The following is a 14775-nucleotide window of genomic DNA, read 5'->3' on the forward strand; positions in this document are numbered from 1 at the left end:
CTCAAAACAACCCCGCGGTCCTGGGCTCCGAGAGCCCAGGACCGCGCGCTATGGCGAGCCCGCGAGGTCCCTTAGCCGGCGGCTACGGTCTGGCCGGCTTCGTGGTGCTTCAGGAACCAGCCGTAGGCTTCCGCCACGCCGTCGCGAAGTTCGATGGAAGGCCGCCAGCCCATGCCCCGCAGCTTTTCGGCGCTCATCAGCTTGCGCGGCGTGCCGTCGGGCTTGGAGGTGTCGGTGACGATCTCGCCGTTGAAGCCGACGACCTCGCAGACCAGCTGGGCCAGTTCGAGGATCGTCACGTCTTCGCCCGAGCCGACATTGACGTGCTCGAAGTCCGAATAGGTCTTCATCAGAAACACGCAGGCGTCGGCGCAGTCGTCGGCGTTGAGGAACTCGCGGCGCGGCGTGCCCGTACCCCAGATCGTGATGCTGTCGGCGCCGGCCAGCTTGGCTTCATGGGCCTTGCGGATCAGGGCGGGCATCACGTGGCTGGAATTGAGGTCGAAGTTGTCGCCCTGGCCGTAGAGATTGGTCGGCATGGCGCTGATGAAGTCGGCGCCGTGCTGCTTGCGATAGGCCTGGGCCAGCTTGATGCCGGCGATCTTGGCGATCGCGTACCACTCGTTGGTCGGTTCCAGCGCCCCGGTCAGCAGGCTGTCCTCGCGGATCGGCTGCTCGGCGAACTTGGGATAGATGCAGGACGAGCCGAGGAACACCAGCTTGGACACGCCCTGGGTATGGGCGGCCTCGATGATGTTGGCCTCGATCATCAGGTTGTCGTAGAGGAAGTCGGCCGGAAAGGTGTCGTTGGCCAGGATGCCGCCGACCTTGGCCGCCGCCAGGAAGATGGCGTCGGGCTTTTCCTTGGCCATCCAGGCCTGGACCTGGTCCTGGCGCTTGAGGTCGACGACATCACGCCCGGCGGTGATCACCTCGCAGCCTTCGGAGGCCAGCCGGCGGACGATGGCCGAACCGACCATCCCCCGGTGGCCGGCCACCCAGACGCGCTTGCCCTCGAGGGGAAAGATCACGTCATTCGGCATTGCGGCGTTGCTCCCTGGCGACGGCGATCATGTCGGCCGCCACCATCTCGGCGCACAGCTGTTCCCACTTGGTGTCGTGGACCCAGCCCAGCTTTTCCTTGGCCTTGGTGGGGTCGCCGATCAGCAGCTCCACCTCGGTGGGGCGGAAGTAGCGGGGATCGACCTCGACCAGAACCTTGCCGGTTTCCGCGCAGGTTCCCTTTTCCTCGACGCCCTTGCCCGACCAGGTGAGGGTCACGCCGGTCTCCGAGAAGGCCTTGGTGACGAAGTCGCGCACGATCGTCGTCTCGCCGGTGGCCAGAACGTAGTCGTCGGCCTCTTCCTGCTGCAGCATCAGCCACATGCCGCGGACATATTCGCGGGCATGGCCCCAGTCGCGCTTGGCGTCGAGGTTGCCCAGATAGAGCTTGTCCTGGAAGCCTTGCTTGATGGCCGCGACGGCGCGGGTGATCTTGCGGGTGACGAAGGTCTCGCCGCGCAGCGGGCTCTCGTGGTTGAACAGGATGCCGTTGCTGGCGTGGATGCCATAGGCTTCGCGATAGTTGACCACGATCCAGTAGCTGTAGAGCTTGGCGGCCGCATAGGGGCTGCGCGGATAGAACGGGGTCTTCTCGCTCTGGGGCACTTCCTGCACCAGGCCGTACAGTTCCGAGGTCGAGGCCTGGTAGAACTTGGTCTTCTTTTCCAGGCCCAGGATGCGGATGGCTTCCAGCAGGCGCAGCGTGCCGGTGCCGTCGGCGTTGCTGGTGTATTCCGGAGTCTCGAAGCTGACCGCCACGTGGCTCTGGGCCGCCAGGTTGTAGATCTCGTCCGGCTGGGTCTGCTGCACGATCCGGATCAGGTTCGTGCTGTCGGTCAGATCGCCGTAATGAAGGATGAACCGTTGATCCTTCTCGTGCGGATCTTGGTAAAGATTCTCGATCCGGCCGGTATTGAACGACGACGAGCGGCGCTTCACGCCGTGCACCGTATAACCCTTCGAAAGCAAAAGTTCCGAAAGATAGGCCCCGTCCTGGCCCGTCACGCCGGTAATAAGCGCCACCTTGCCGTTGCTGGCTACACTCATAAAATCCCCCGTACTGTCCAATGGACCGGGCGGTCCCACACACAAGCCTGCTCAATAGCCGAGTGGTTCATTGAAGGCGAGCGAATGTTGCGGCGCACACATGCATTGCTCGTCTAGGGCGACGGGCGCGCCGTTTTCGCTTGTTTTCCGGGGGCGGCGCGATGCGATCGCCTGGATGAAAGGCGCCCGCGAAAAGATTCGCGCGCCATATTATGGAAGGCTTGGCGTCCGTGGATGTGCGTCCAAGCTTCAATCAAGCGGCTGTATCTATTGCATTTTCATGACTATCGGGCGCGCGGTCCCGCTCAAGGTCGTGTTGGCGCGGCGATTTTCGCGGGCGCGTCCCCGGCTCGGATAACGCTGGGGAAGCCTGAGGCTGGAAAATCGCGCCCCACAAGAGCCGTGCATGATTTCTGTGCAGCGTCTTTATTCTGTAATGACTTTGCAGCCTTCGCAGAAGTGTCCCGAGACGCTTTCGCGCGAAGCGGGGCTTGGCGCCCATCGAATTTCACGAGGCTAGCCGAGAAGGCGCCGCCGAAGCGGCCCACGAGACTTAGGCGTCGGGCGCTCCAGGCGCGGACCTGCCCAAGAATTCTTCTTTGGGGTGCTGGAGCAGGTCTGAGAGCGCGAGCCGTCTAGCCCAACTTTTCCTCGATCAGGGCCGTTGTCCTGTCCAGTCCGAAGATCGCCGCGAAGGAGCCGAAGCGGGGGCCTTGGCTCTGGCCGAGCAGAACTTCGTACAGCGCCTGGAACCAGGCGCGCAGCGGTTCAAACTCATGGTCCTTGCCGACCGCGAACACCTCGTTCTGGATCAGCTCGGCGTCCTGGCAGTCGCTGGGCAGGGCCTTCAGGCGGCCCAGCAGGTCGACGATCGCCGCGCGTTCCTTGTCGTCGGGCGCGCGGAACGCCTTCGTGGGCTTCACGAAGTCGTCGTAGTAGTTGATCGCGTAGCCGGCCAGGCGGTCCAGCAGCGGCTGGCTCTCGGGCGTCGCGCCCGGGATGTAGCGCGACAGGAAGCCCCAGAGGATTTCCTTGTCCGAGGCGTTGGCGGCCGAGACCAGATTCAGCATCAGGCTGAACGACACCGGCGAGCCGTACTGCGGCGGGCGGCCCGAATGGACGTGCCACACCGGGTTGTCCAGCTGCTTGGCCGCTTCCTGCCTGGGATAGGCGTCCAGCTGCTGCAGGTACTCGTCCGTCGCCTTGGGGATGACGTCGAAATACAGCTTCTTGGCCGACTTGGGGCTCTGGAACATGTAGTAGGACAGGCTTTCGGGCGCGCCGTAACGCAGCCAGTCCTCCATCGACAGGCCGTTGCCCTTGGACTTGGAGATCTTCTGCGAGTTCTCGTCCAGGAAGAGCTCGTAGTTGAAGCCCTCGGGCGGCACGCCGCCCAGCGCCTTGCAGATCTGGGCGCTGGCCTTGACCGAGTCGATCAGGTCCTTGCCGCTCATCTCGTAGTCGACGCCCAGGGCCGTCCAGCGCATGGCCCAGTCGGGCTTCCACTGCATCTTCACATGGCCGCCGGTGACCGGGACCTCGACCTTGGAGCCATCCTCGTCCTGGAAGACGATCGTGCCTTTCTCGACGTTGCGTTCGAGGGTCGGGACCTGCAGCACCTTGCCGCTCAAAGGGCTGATCGGCAGGAACGGCGAATACGAAGCGCGGCGCTCCTCGCCCAGGGTCGGCAGCATGACCTTCTGGATGGCGTCGAAGCGGGCCAGGGCCGTCAGCAGGGTCTCGTCGAACAGCCCGCCCTTGTAGCATTGCGTCGACGAGACGAACTCGTACTCGAAGCCGAAGCCGTCCAGGAACGCGCGCAGGCGGGCGTTGTTGTGGGCGCCGAAGCTGTCATGCGTGCCGAACGGGTCGCGGACCACGGTCAGCGGCTTGCCCAGGTCCTCGATCAGCGGCTGCTTGTTCTCGATGTTGTCGGGAACCTTGCGCAGGCCGTCCATGTCGTCGCTGAAGGCGATCAGGCGCGTGGGGATGGCGTCGTCGACCAGGGCGCGGAAGGCGTTGCGCACCATGGTCGTGCGCGCCACCTCGCCGAAGGTGCCCAGGTGCGGCAGGCCCGACGGGCCGTAACCCGTCTCCAGGATCACCGGTTTGGCCAGCGCCGGAAAGGTCTTCACGGCCTCGTCGGCCTTGCCGCTGTTGATCAGGGTCGAGGCGAGGTCGCGTTCGGCGTCGGACAGACGCAGGCGCAGGATGCGGGCGAGCAGGGCGCGCGCCTGCTCGAACGGCCAGGAACGAGCGTCGCGGGCGAGGGGGGAGAGGCCTTCAAACATGCGCCGGGGTATAGGCGGTGTGGGCGGTGGTGGCTAGGTTTTGGGTGAGGGGGCCGGCTTTTGGTCCAGGGCAGCCTTCACGCGCAGCCGTCGACGAGGATCAGCTTGCTGTCGGTGGTCGCGTGGCGGAGGGAGAACAGCGCCTGGGCGTCCGGGTCGTCCAGAAACGCCTTGGCGTGCTGGGGCGAGGGAAATTCCAGGATCACCATCCGCTCGGGCGCCCAGTCGCCTTCCATCACGGTCGGCTTCGCGCCTTGGACGATGTACTTTCCACCGTGCTTTTCGATGAAGGCCGGGATCGCGGAGACGTACGGCATGAAGCCGCGAAGGTCGCGGACGGAGAAGTCGAGCACGAGGTAGGCGGTCATCGGTTCTCCGGGCGCTAGGTGTGGCGCGGGTTAGTCAATGGCGCGAGCGGCGATAGCTTTCTCGAGCCGGTGAATTCGCTTCTCGATTCCCTTGCGCGGGAGGGGGCCGAGTTGGGGGGCTCTGAGCTTGGCGTTTTGAAGGGCACGTTCCAGATCGGCCGTGGTGAGGCGGGCAAAATCGTCGTCCGTCTCGGCAACTCCACTACGTTTCCCATTCTCCTAGCGCGGCTCCCGTTGCCCATCGGCCCCGGATGGGGCCACGCCTTAAAGCCTTGGTGGATCGGAGCTCTGGCGTCTGGCCGTGTCAAGGACGACCCGCAGGGTCGCCGCGACGCGGCCGCCAGAGGCGGTCCTTGACACGGCCAGACGCCAGAGCAGGCTCGCCTCCAAGGTTTCAAGGCGCGGCCTCGCCGCTGGCGGATGACGTCAGGGGTGTTTGCGGAAAGGGTGCTTTTCTTGACCCCTCTCTCTTAGAGAGAGGGAGGGGCCCGCCGCGTAGCGGTGGGAGGGTGAGAGGTTTCACCCTGTCCGGTTTCACACCGAGCGCCCTGCCGGCACGCCGGTTGACGTTTTAACCCCTCACCCTCCCAAGCTTCGCTTGGGCCCCGCCCTCTCCCTCTGGGAGAGGGTTCAAGAAGGGCGTCTATCCTCGGCGCATAGTGATTGAAGTTAAACGATTTCAACGCCCTGAACTTTCTCGACCCAATCTTGTCCCCACCCTTCCAAACCCGCCGTATCCTGATCTCACCTCGACGCAGGGAAAGGGCGCATGGCCAGCGACCGATGCGGCGGCGGGGGGCGATCGAGCGGGAAGCTCTGTCGGCGGTTCTGTCCGCGTGAGTAAGGCGGGACCAAACCTTGCGTCTCTGGTGCCGGTCGGGCCTGGAACACAGATACGACGTGACGTGAGGGCTGAATTGGCGGCAGGCGAGCGATGACAGGCTCGCGGTCCGGGACTGGGGTTCGTTGATCCAGCCCGCCCGTCGGAGGCTTCAAGGCGGCGAGGCTCTAATAGAGCTCAGCGTCGCGGGCTTCCGGATAACGACCGCGCGGAGCGAACGGGCTTCGTCGAAACGGTTAGTTCTTCAATCTCCTCCGGACGTCGTCCGGCGCTCCGCGACCCTTTCCATCAACTCACAGCCAGATTGGCGTGGGATCACACTCCCTTGCCCCCACCTGACGGCTTCGCCGTCTGTCCGCCCCCATAGGGGGCGGAGGACATCCCTCTTCCCCCCCTTTGGGGGAAGACGACCGCGAAGCGGTCCGTAGGGGGCAAGTGTTCGCCGCCTACCCCTTCAACGCCGTCGCCACGACCTCGCGCGCCTCGGCTTGCACGGACTTCAGGTGATCGGGACCCAGGAACGACTCCGCATAGATCTTGTAGACGTCCTCGGTGCCCGACGGCCGGGCGGCGAACCAGGCGTTCTGGGTGGTCACCTTCAGCCCGCCGATCGCCTCGCCGTTGCCGGGGGCGTTGGTGAGGATGTCGGTGATCGGCTCGCCGGCCAGGGTCTTGGCCGACACGTCGCTCGGGCTCAGCGCGCCCAGCCGCGCCTTCTCCGCCCGGTTGGCCGGGGCGTCGATGCGGGCGTAGGACGGCGCGCCGTACTGGTCGGTCAGGCCGGCATAGAGCTGGCTGGCGCTCTGGCCGGTCTTGCCCTGGATCTCGGCGGCCAGCAGGGCCAACAGCAGGCCGTCCTTGTCGGTGGTCCACACCGTGCCGTCGCGGCGCAGGAACGAAGCCCCGGCCGACTCCTCGCCGCCGAAACCTACCGATCCGTCCAGCAGGCCCGGCACGAAGTGCTTGAAGCCGACCGGCACTTCCAGCAGGCGGCGGCCGAGGCCCGCGACCACGCGGTCGATCATCGAGGACGACACCAGGGTCTTGCCCACGGCGACGTTCGCGCCCCAGGCCGGCCGGTTGGCGAACAGATAGGCGATGGCGGCGGCCAGGTAGTGGTTGGGGTTCATCAGCCCGCCGTCGGGGGTGACGATCCCGTGCCGGTCGGCGTCGGCGTCGTTGCCGGTGGCGACGTCGTAGCCGGCCCCGCCCTTCATGGCGTTGATCAGGTTGGCCATGGCCGCCGAGGACGAGCAGTCCATGCGAATCTTGCCGTCGTTATCCAGCGGCATGAAGGCCCAGCGCGGGTCGACGGCGTCGTTGACGACGGTCAGGTCCAGGCGGTGGCGCGTGGCGATCTCGCCCCAATAGGCGACGCTGGCCCCGCCCAGTGGGTCGGCCCCGATCTTCACCCCGGCGGCGCGGATGACGTCCAGGTCCAGGATGCTGGGCAGGTCGTCGACATAGTGGGCCAGGAAGTCGTAGCGCTGGGCGCCGGCCAGGGCGCGCTCGAACGGGATGCGCCTGACGTCCTTCAACCCGCCTTCGAGCAGCTGGTTGGCGCGGGCGGCGATCACCGAAGTGGCCTCGCCGCCGGCCGGGCCGCCCGACGGGGGATTGTACTTGATGCCGCCGTCGCGCGGCGGGTTGTGCGAAGGGGTCAGCAGGATGCCGTCGGCCTGGCCCGGATGGGCGCGGTTGTAGGCCAGGATGGCGTGCGAGACCGCTGGGGTCGGGGTAAAGCCGTCGCGCGAGTCGATCAGGGTCTCGACGCCGTTGGCGACCAGCACTTCCAGGGTCGAGCGCCAGGCGGGCTCCGACAGGCCGTGGGTGTCGCGGCCGACGAAGACCGGGCCGTTGATCCCCTGGGCCGCGCGATAGTCCACGATGGCCTGGACGACCGCCAGGATGTGATCCTCGTTGAACGCCGCGTCCAGGCTGGAGCCCCGGTGCCCGGAGGTGCCGAAGGCGACGCGGTGCGCGACGTTCGAAAGGTCGGGGTGAACGTCGAAATAGGCGCGGGTCAGGGCGTCCAGGTCGACGAGGTCTTCGGGTCGGGCCTGACGGCCGGCGTGTTCGTGCATGCGTTCACCCTTATCGATCGCTGGTTCGCCGTTCAATGTTCGTGGACTTGCCTAGAACGCTTCGGCGACGATCGTTCCATCCGGCAGCAGGGCGGCGCGCTTCAGGCCGCTGGACGCGAAGGGCATGGCGACATTGCCGTCGCGGTCGACGGCGACCAGGCCGCCGTGGCCGCCCAGTTCGGCCACGCCCTGGATGGCGGCCTGGGCGGCGGTCTCCAGGCTTTCGCCGCCGAACCGCACCCGGTGGGCGATCTGCGAGGCGACGGCGGTGCGGATGAAATATTCGCCCTGGCCGGTGCACGACACCGCCGCATGGCCATCGGCCCAGGCGCCGGCTCCGATGATGGGCGAATCGCCCACCCGGCCGGGCAGCTTGCCGAATACGCCGGCCGTCGAGGTCGCCGCCGCCAGCCGCCCTTCGCCGTCGCGGACCACGCAGCCGACCGTGCCCGTGGGGAGGGCGGCGGTATTGTCCTCGAAGGCGCCGGCCTGGGTGAACCAGGTCGCCGGATCGTCGATGGCCTTCAGGCCCTGGGCGCGGGCGAAGGCCATGGCGCCTTCGCCGGCCAGCATCACGTGCGGGGTCTTTTCCATCACCGCCCGGGCGGCCAGGATCGGGCTCTCGAAACCCTGCAGCGCGGCCACCGATCCAGCCCGCAGGGTGGCGCCGTCCATCAGGCTGGCGTCCAGCTCGTATTCGCCGTCGGCGTTGGGCGAGGCGCCCTTGCCGGCGATGTAGAGGCCGCTGGCTTCCAGGGCGACGACGGTCTCGACGGCGACGTCCAGGGCCCCGGCGCCCGCCGCCAGTCGATCGCGGGCCGCCTCGACCAGGCCGCGCATGTGGGCGATCTCGACGGCGTAGTCATGGCCGCGCTTGGCCCCGGCGCCGCCGTGTAGGGCGAGAGTAAAACGTTTGTTTGACATTATGCTTCCTTGGCCGGGCGGCCTGCGCTAGCGTCCGGCCTCTTAACGACAAAAGACGGGAGAGGCGAGATGAAGGCGGTGCTCAGCAAGACGGTCGGCGGACCCGAGACCCTGGTGCTGGAAGACCTGCCCGATCCCGTTGCCGGTCCGGGCCAGGTGGTGCTCGCGGTCAGGGCCTGCGGCGTCAACTATCCCGACGTGCTGATCATCGAGGACAAGTATCAGTTCAAGCCCGAGCGGCCCTTCGCCCCCGGTGGCGAGGTGTCGGGCGTGATCACGGCGGTAGGCGAGGGCGTCACGACCTTCAGCGTCGGCCAGCGAGTGTTGGCCTCGACCGGCTGGGGCGGCATGGCCCAGCAGGTGGCGCTGGACGCCGCGCGCTGCACGCCGATCCCCGACAACATGCCTTTCGACGAGGCCGCCGCCTTCATCCTCACCTATGGCACTTCCTATTACGCCCTCAAGGATCGCGGCCATCTGAAGGCCGGCGAGACCCTGCTGGTGCTGGGCGCGGCCGGCGGCGTGGGCCTGGCGGCGGTCGAGCTGGGCAAGGCGGCCGGGGCGCGGGTGATCGCCGCCTGCTCCAGCCAGGAGAAGGTGGATCTCGCCATCAAGCACGGCGCCGACGCCGGCGTGGTCTATCCGCGCGGTCCGTTCGACAAGGACGGCCAGAAAGCTTTGGCGAGCCTGATCAAAGACGCCTGCGGCCCCAATGGCTGGGACGTGGCCTATGACGCGGTCGGCGGCGACTATTCCGAAGCCACCATCCGCGCCGCTGGCTGGAACGGTCGCTTCCTGGTGATCGGTTTCCCGTCGGGCATTCCGAAGATCCCGCTGAACCTGACCCTGCTGAAGTCCTGCGACATCGTCGGGGTGTTCTGGGGCGCGGCGGTGGCTCGCGATCCCAAGGGCCACGCCCAGAACGTGCGCGAGCTGATGGATCTCTACGCGGCGGGCAAGATCAAACCCTACGTCTCCGAGCGCTTCCCGCTGGCCAAGGCCGGCGACGCCATCGCCCACCTGGCCAGCCGCAAGGCCATGGGCAAGGTGGTGGTGGTCAACGACTAAAGCCTGGCGGCCGGAGGCGTGAGCGGTTCGGCGCCCGCCACGCTGTTAAAGACTCGAGGCCGCGACATTGCGACACATACGGATCAACGTTATCCGAGACGGAAGTTTTCGATATGGTTGGTCCGTGTGTGTCGTCAGGCGTTTAAATGGTGAATCATTCTTCAATAAGGACATTCAAGGTTAAGTCTCGCTAAGCATTCTTATTGGGGAACAGCTAAGCCTATCCCCGTAAACCTGTGCTCCAAGTTGTCGGAGTCGGGCCAAGATGTTTCTTCCAGCGAGAGACGCCTTCTCTCCAGAGGTGCGTCAAAACTTCCGTATGAGCCGCCGCCCCGAAGAGCGGGTGCAGGTTCTTGGCGGATCCATGGACTTGGTGCGTCCCGAGGAAGTCTTCCATTTCGTGGCGGGCAAGATCGCCGCGCGTGAAAGCGCCATCGTCGCCAACCACAATCTCCACAGCCTTTACCTGATCCGCAAGGACGAGAAGATCGCCGAGTTCTTCCGCAAGTCCGACCTGATCGAGGTGGATTCCGTGCCGCTGATCTTCTGGGCCCGCATTGTCGGTCGGGCCAGCCGCCGGTTCCATCGCTGCACCTATCTGGACTGGCGCGACGCCTTCTGGGAACGCGCGATCCAGGAGAACTGGAAGGTCTTCTTCGTCGGCGGCGCCCCGGGCGTCGGCGAGGCGGCGACGGCCCGCATCCAGGCCGATTGGCCGGGCGCGCAGATCCGCACTCATCACGGCTATTTCGATGTGGCCTCCGGTTCGGACGAGAACCAGGCGGTGATCGACGCGATCAACGCCTACAAGCCCGACATCGTGCTGGTGGGCATGGGCATGCCGCGCCAGGAGGTCTGGGTCCTGGAGAACCAGCCCAAGCTCGGACCTTGCGTGACCTTCACGGTCGGCGGCGCGTTCGACTACGAGGCTGGCGTCCAGATCCCCTCGCCCCGCTGGATGGGGCAGGTGGGCATGGAATGGCTGTTTCGCCTGATGGTTGATCCGCAGCGCCTGTTCACCCGCTACTGCGTGGAGCCGTGGTCTCTGGTGGGGCCGGCCATACGCGATTTGGGGAAAGCGCTTGCGAGGCAGGCCGCTTCCGGCAAAGCTTCCGAGGCCAGCCGCGCGGAGTACGTGCGGGCGGCTGAATTGGCGCGCTCTGACGTTCTGGGGGGACGACGATGAGCTTGAATATCTCCATGCCGCCGCCGACCGGAAAGGTCGAGCGGCCCGGCATCGCGCAACGTGTCGCGGCGATCTTCGGCCTGGCCGGCCTGGTTCTGGCCTGGGCCGTCGTTCTGCTGCCCTGCGCGGTCTGGCTGCTGTTCAGCCTGGTGGCCAACCGGCTGCAGCCGGGACCGGCTCGCCAACAAGCCTGAACGCTGTTCACTTAGTCCTAGCCAGGCGCGGCTCGCCGCGCCAGGATGGTCGCGCCTGACGCAGCGGCCCGTTTCCAGAGGCCGCGCGCGGCCAAAGGGAGCGGCGCATGACGGGACGTCTGGACGGCAAGGTTGCGGTGATCACCGGCGGATGCTCGGGCATCGGGCTGGGCACGGTGGAGCTGTTCGTGGCCCAGGGCGCCCGGGTCGTGGCCGCGGACGTCCAGGCCGAGAAGGGCGCGATGCTGGAAAAGCGTTTCCCCGACGCCGTCCGCTTCGCTCCCTGCGACGTCACGCATGAAAGCCAGATCGCCGCGGCCATGGAACTGGCCCAGGAGGCGTTTGGAGGTCTCGACATCCTGTTCAACAACGCCGGCCATGGCGGGGCGCCCAATGGCGTGGCCGACATGACCGCCGAGGGCTGGGACGCCACCTTCGCCCTGCTGCTGCGCGGGCCGGTGCTGGGCATGAAGCACGCCCTGCCGCTGATGCTGGCGCGCGGCGGCGGCAGCGTGATCAACACCGCCTCGATCGCGGGCCTGCAGGCGGGCTTCGGTCCGCTGGCCTATTCGACGGCCAAGGCGGCGGTGATCCAGCTGACCAAATGCGCGGCGGCCGAGCTGTCACCGCAGAAGATCCGGGTCAACGCCATCTGTCCCGGCCTGATCGCCACCTCCATCTTCGGGGCCTCGATGGGCCTGCCGCGCGAGGTCGCCGACCAGATGGCCGCCCGGGTCGCCGAGGTGGGACCCAAGATCCAGCCGATCCCCAAGGCCGGCCTGCCCGACGACATCGCCCGCGCCGCGCTCTACCTGGCCAGCGACGATTCCGAATTCGTGACCGGCACGCACATCGTGGTCGACGGCGGCATCACCATCGGCGGCCGCAGCAGCTGGGACCACAAGGCGCCCTCGCCGCTGCTGGCCGCCATGGGCATCACCCCCGAACAGGCCGAGCAGATGCGGGCGGCGATGGTCGCCTCGCAAACTCAGCCTGGATAGAAGCTCCGGTACCAGTCGACGAAGCGGCCCAGCCCTTCCTTGAGCTTCACCTTTGGCCGGTAACCGATCAGGGCGTTCAGCTTGGAGATGTCGGCATAGGTGGCGGTGACGTCGCCGGGCTGCATCGGACGCATGATCTTGACCGCCTCGCGGCCGAGCGCGGCCTCCAGCGTGGTGATCATGTCCATCAGGCCGACGGGGTCGTTGTCGCCGATGTTGTAGATCTCGTGTCCGCCCGAGGGCGGAGGATTGTCGAGCACGCCGATCACGCCATCGACGATGTCGTCGATATAGGTGAAATCGCGGGCCATCCGGCCTTCGCCGTAAACTTCGATCGGCTCGCCGGCGAGGATCTTCTGGGTAAAGCCGTAATAGGCCATGTCCGGACGGCCCCACGGTCCGTAGACGGTGAAGAAGCGCAGGCCCGACATCGGAAAGGCATAGAGCTTGGCGTAGCTGATGCTCATCAGCTCGTCGGCGCGCTTGGTGGCGGCATATAGCGACACCGGCGCGTCGACGGCGTCGGTCTCGGTGAAGCCCGCGCTGTCGCCGCCGGCCAGGGATTGAGGCCGATCGCCATAGACCGAGCTGGACGAAGCGTAGACCAGATGGGTCACGCCGTTGTGGCGCGCCGCCTCCAGCACCGACAGGTGGCCGGCGAGGTTGGAGCGCTGGTAGGCGAAGGGGTTTTCGATCGAGTAGCGCACGCCGGCCTGGGCGGCCAGGTGGACGATGCGCTTGGCGCCGCTGTCGCGGACCAGGGCGAGAAAGGCCGCAGCGTCGGCGATGTCCAGGCGCACCATGGAAAATCCCGGCCGCCCGTCGAGGCGGGCGGCGCGGGCGGCCTTCAGGGCCGGGTCGTAATAGTCGTTGAACACGTCGACGCCGATCACCGTCTCGCCTCGGTCGAGCAGGCGCTCGGCCACGTGCAGGCCGACGAAGCCGGCGGCGCCGGTGACGATGACCGGCCCGGCGCTCATGCGCCCCGTCCGATGGAGGCGTATGTGAAGCCGGCGCGGACCATTTCGGCGGGTTTGTAGACGTTGCGCAGGTCGACGACGACGGGGGCCTTGAGCAGGGTCTTGAGGCGTTCCAGGTCCAGGGCGCGGAACTGGTCCCACTCGGTGATGATCACCAGGACGTCGGCGTCCTGGGCGGCCTCGTAGGGGCCGCCGACGAAGGTGACGCCCGGCATCATGTGGGCGGCCTCCCTGGCGCCTTCGGGATCGAAGGCCTGGACCTTGGCGCCCCGGGCCAGCAGGGCGGGCAGGATGTCCAGGCTGGGGGCGTCGCGCATGTCGTCGGTGTTGGGCTTGAAGGTCACGCCCAGGACCCCGACGGTCTTGCCCGTCAGGTCCTCGGCCCCCAGGACCGCGGCGACCTTGTCGGCCATGGCCTTCTTGCGCGCGTCGTTGACGCTGACGGTGGTCTCGATCAGCTTGACCGGCGCGCCGTACTGCTGGGCGGTGCGCACCAGGGCGATGGTGTCCTTGGGAAAGCAGCTGCCGCCATAGCCGGGACCGGCGTTGAGGAACTTGGACCCGATGCGCTTGTCCAGGCCGATGCCGCGCGCCACCTGCTGGACGTCGGCCCCGACCTTCTCGCACAGGTCGGCCATCTCGTTGATGAAGGTGATCTTCATGGCCAGGAAGGCGTTGGCCGCGTACTTGATCAGCTCGCTGGTGCGCCGGCCGGTGAAGACGATGGGCGTCTCGTTCAGGCTCAGCGGACGGTAGAGCTCGCGCATCACCGCCTGGGCCCGCTCGTCCTCGGTGCCCACCACCACGCGGTCGGGACGCTTGAAATCCTCGATGGCCGCGCCCTCGCGTAGGAACTCGGGATTGGAGACCACGGCGAACTGGGCGTCGGGCCGGACCCGCTGGATGATCGCCTCGACCTCGTCGCCGGTGCCCACCGGCACGGTCGACTTGGTGACGATGACGGTGAAGTCCTCGATCAGGCCGGCGATCTCCTCGGCCGCGGCATAGACGTAGGACAGGTCCGCATGGCCGTCGCCGCGCCGCGTGGGCGTGCCCACCGCGATGAACACCGCGTCGGCGTCCTTGATCGCCTGGGCCCCGTCCAGGGTGAAGAACAGCCGGCCTTCGCGCACGTTGCGCGCCACCAGCGCGTCCAGCCCCGGCTCGAAGATCGGGATCTCGCCCTTCTCCAGCCGCTCGATCTTGCTCGGGTCCTTGTCGATGCACGTCACAACGTGCCCGAAGTCCGCAAAACACGCACCAGACACCAAGCCCACATAGCCCGTGCCAATCATCGCTACGCGCATGCGCGCTCCTTAAAAGGTCCACCAGCTAGGATTCGCTTTGGGCGGATCGCTCCGCGTCATCGATCAATCGTCGCACGGAAACAAGCCCATCGGCGGACCACGTCGCGGCGCTGGACGTCATTTTTCCGTCCTATGGACGTCAAATGACGCGTTTAAGAACGCGGTTACGATAAAATGTGCTTAGATGTCGCGGTGCAGCAAAAGCCGTGGTATTGCCCGCTGCACTGTTGGTCGCTTTCAGGTTGCTGTTGTTTTGCCTCTCTCCTGATTGGAGAGGTGCGGTCGCCGCGATGTTCGACTGAGACCCTTGGCGACCTTAACCATTCTAGTGGCCGCCATTGAACTTGAGCGAAGTCAACAGTCTCAATTAGAATCTTCAAAGGGGCTAATGCCTAGACGAATAGGCGAGTCTCGATGGGGAT

General features: G+C 66.4%; 12 protein-coding genes. 4 read left to right on the top strand and 8 right to left on the bottom strand.

Annotated elements, in window-relative coordinates; translation table 11 throughout:
- Nucleotides 1-71: 71 nt before the first annotated feature.
- The 6 genes from fcl to G3M62_RS01010 all read right to left on the bottom strand — a co-directional run bounded on the left by fcl (nt 72) and on the right by G3M62_RS01010 (nt 8617).
- Nucleotides 72-1043, bottom strand: coding sequence for a GDP-L-fucose synthase (fcl, locus tag G3M62_RS00985; protein WP_165184035.1), 972 nt, complete (start codon nt 1041-1043; stop codon nt 72-74).
- Nucleotides 1033-2109 (bottom strand): GDP-mannose 4,6-dehydratase, encoded by a 1077-nt coding sequence (gene gmd, locus G3M62_RS00990; protein WP_165184036.1) that lies wholly within the window; start codon nt 2107-2109, stop codon nt 1033-1035. The genes fcl and gmd overlap by 11 nt, the downstream gene beginning before the upstream one ends.
- A gap of 635 nt (nt 2110-2744) precedes the next feature.
- Nucleotides 2745-4400: a lysine--tRNA ligase gene (locus tag G3M62_RS00995; protein WP_165184037.1), complete on the bottom strand. Its 1656-nt coding sequence runs from the start codon at nt 4398-4400 to the stop codon at nt 2745-2747.
- A gap of 77 nt (nt 4401-4477) precedes the next feature.
- The gene (locus tag G3M62_RS01000) at nt 4478-4768 is read right to left on the bottom strand and encodes a DUF1330 domain-containing protein (protein ID WP_165184038.1); all 291 of its coding nucleotides are present in this window, start codon (nt 4766-4768) and stop codon (nt 4478-4480) included.
- Nucleotides 4769-6055: 1287 nt separating this feature from the next.
- On the bottom strand, nt 6056-7693 hold the full coding sequence (gene pgm, locus G3M62_RS01005; RefSeq protein ID WP_165184039.1) for a phosphoglucomutase (alpha-D-glucose-1,6-bisphosphate-dependent): 1638 nt from the start codon (nt 7691-7693) through the stop codon (nt 6056-6058).
- 51 nt (nt 7694-7744) lie between these two features.
- A complete protein-coding gene (locus G3M62_RS01010; RefSeq protein ID WP_165184040.1) occupies nt 7745-8617 on the bottom strand; it encodes an isoaspartyl peptidase/L-asparaginase family protein in 873 nt (290 codons plus the stop codon).
- A gap of 69 nt (nt 8618-8686) precedes the next feature.
- Between G3M62_RS01010 and G3M62_RS01015 the strand changes: the two genes are divergently transcribed.
- From G3M62_RS01015 to G3M62_RS01030, 4 genes are all read left to right on the top strand, one after another.
- On the top strand, nt 8687-9685 hold the full coding sequence (locus G3M62_RS01015; protein ID WP_165184041.1) for an NADPH:quinone oxidoreductase family protein: 999 nt from the start codon (nt 8687-8689) through the stop codon (nt 9683-9685).
- 265 nt (nt 9686-9950) lie between these two features.
- Nucleotides 9951-10871, top strand: coding sequence for a WecB/TagA/CpsF family glycosyltransferase (locus G3M62_RS01020; RefSeq protein WP_165184042.1), 921 nt, complete (start codon nt 9951-9953; stop codon nt 10869-10871).
- Entirely contained in the window at nt 10868-11065 is a 198-nt protein-coding gene (locus tag G3M62_RS01025; RefSeq protein ID WP_165184043.1) for a hypothetical protein, read from the top strand. The genes G3M62_RS01020 and G3M62_RS01025 overlap by 4 nt, the downstream gene beginning before the upstream one ends.
- Nucleotides 11066-11172: 107 nt before the next feature.
- A complete protein-coding gene (locus tag G3M62_RS01030) occupies nt 11173-12066 on the top strand; it encodes an SDR family NAD(P)-dependent oxidoreductase (protein ID WP_165184044.1) in 894 nt (297 codons plus the stop codon).
- Here the strand turns inward: G3M62_RS01030 and G3M62_RS01035 are convergent.
- The gene (locus G3M62_RS01035; protein WP_165184045.1) at nt 12054-13046 is read right to left on the bottom strand and encodes an NAD-dependent epimerase/dehydratase family protein; all 993 of its coding nucleotides are present in this window, start codon (nt 13044-13046) and stop codon (nt 12054-12056) included. The genes G3M62_RS01030 and G3M62_RS01035 overlap by 13 nt on opposite strands.
- The gene (locus G3M62_RS01040) at nt 13043-14353 is read right to left on the bottom strand and encodes a UDP-glucose dehydrogenase family protein (protein ID WP_165184046.1); all 1311 of its coding nucleotides are present in this window, start codon (nt 14351-14353) and stop codon (nt 13043-13045) included. Before G3M62_RS01040 ends, G3M62_RS01035 begins: the two co-directional genes overlap by 4 nt.
- Nucleotides 14354-14775 lie beyond the last annotated feature (422 nt).

It is taken from the genome of Caulobacter soli, from assembly GCF_011045195.1.
GTDB classification, from domain to species: Bacteria; Pseudomonadota; Alphaproteobacteria; order Caulobacterales; family Caulobacteraceae; genus Caulobacter; species Caulobacter soli.

Bases quoted from the DNA above. Each gene is read 5' to 3' on its own strand.
- G3M62_RS01000 (WP_165184038.1), bottom strand. From the start codon at position 4,768: ATGACCGCCTACCTCGTGCTCGACTTCTCCGTCCGCGACCTTCGCGGC.
- G3M62_RS01025 (WP_165184043.1), top strand. From the start codon at position 10,868: ATGAGCTTGAATATCTCCATGCCGCCGCCGACCGGAAAGGTCGAGCGG.
- G3M62_RS01035 (WP_165184045.1), bottom strand. From the start codon at position 13,046: ATGAGCGCCGGGCCGGTCATCGTCACCGGCGCCGCCGGCTTCGTCGGC.
- G3M62_RS01015 (WP_165184041.1), top strand. From the start codon at position 8,687: ATGAAGGCGGTGCTCAGCAAGACGGTCGGCGGACCCGAGACCCTGGTG.
- G3M62_RS01020 (WP_165184042.1), top strand. From the start codon at position 9,951: ATGTTTCTTCCAGCGAGAGACGCCTTCTCTCCAGAGGTGCGTCAAAAC.
- G3M62_RS00995 (WP_165184037.1), bottom strand. From the start codon at position 4,400: ATGTTTGAAGGCCTCTCCCCCCTCGCCCGCGACGCTCGTTCCTGGCCG.
- pgm (WP_165184039.1), bottom strand. From the start codon at position 7,693: ATGCACGAACACGCCGGCCGTCAGGCCCGACCCGAAGACCTCGTCGAC.
- fcl (WP_165184035.1), bottom strand. From the start codon at position 1,043: ATGCCGAATGACGTGATCTTTCCCCTCGAGGGCAAGCGCGTCTGGGTG.
- G3M62_RS01040 (WP_165184046.1), bottom strand. From the start codon at position 14,353: ATGCGCGTAGCGATGATTGGCACGGGCTATGTGGGCTTGGTGTCTGGT.
- G3M62_RS01030 (WP_165184044.1), top strand. From the start codon at position 11,173: ATGACGGGACGTCTGGACGGCAAGGTTGCGGTGATCACCGGCGGATGC.
- gmd (WP_165184036.1), bottom strand. From the start codon at position 2,109: ATGAGTGTAGCCAGCAACGGCAAGGTGGCGCTTATTACCGGCGTGACG.
- G3M62_RS01010 (WP_165184040.1), bottom strand. From the start codon at position 8,617: ATGTCAAACAAACGTTTTACTCTCGCCCTACACGGCGGCGCCGGGGCC.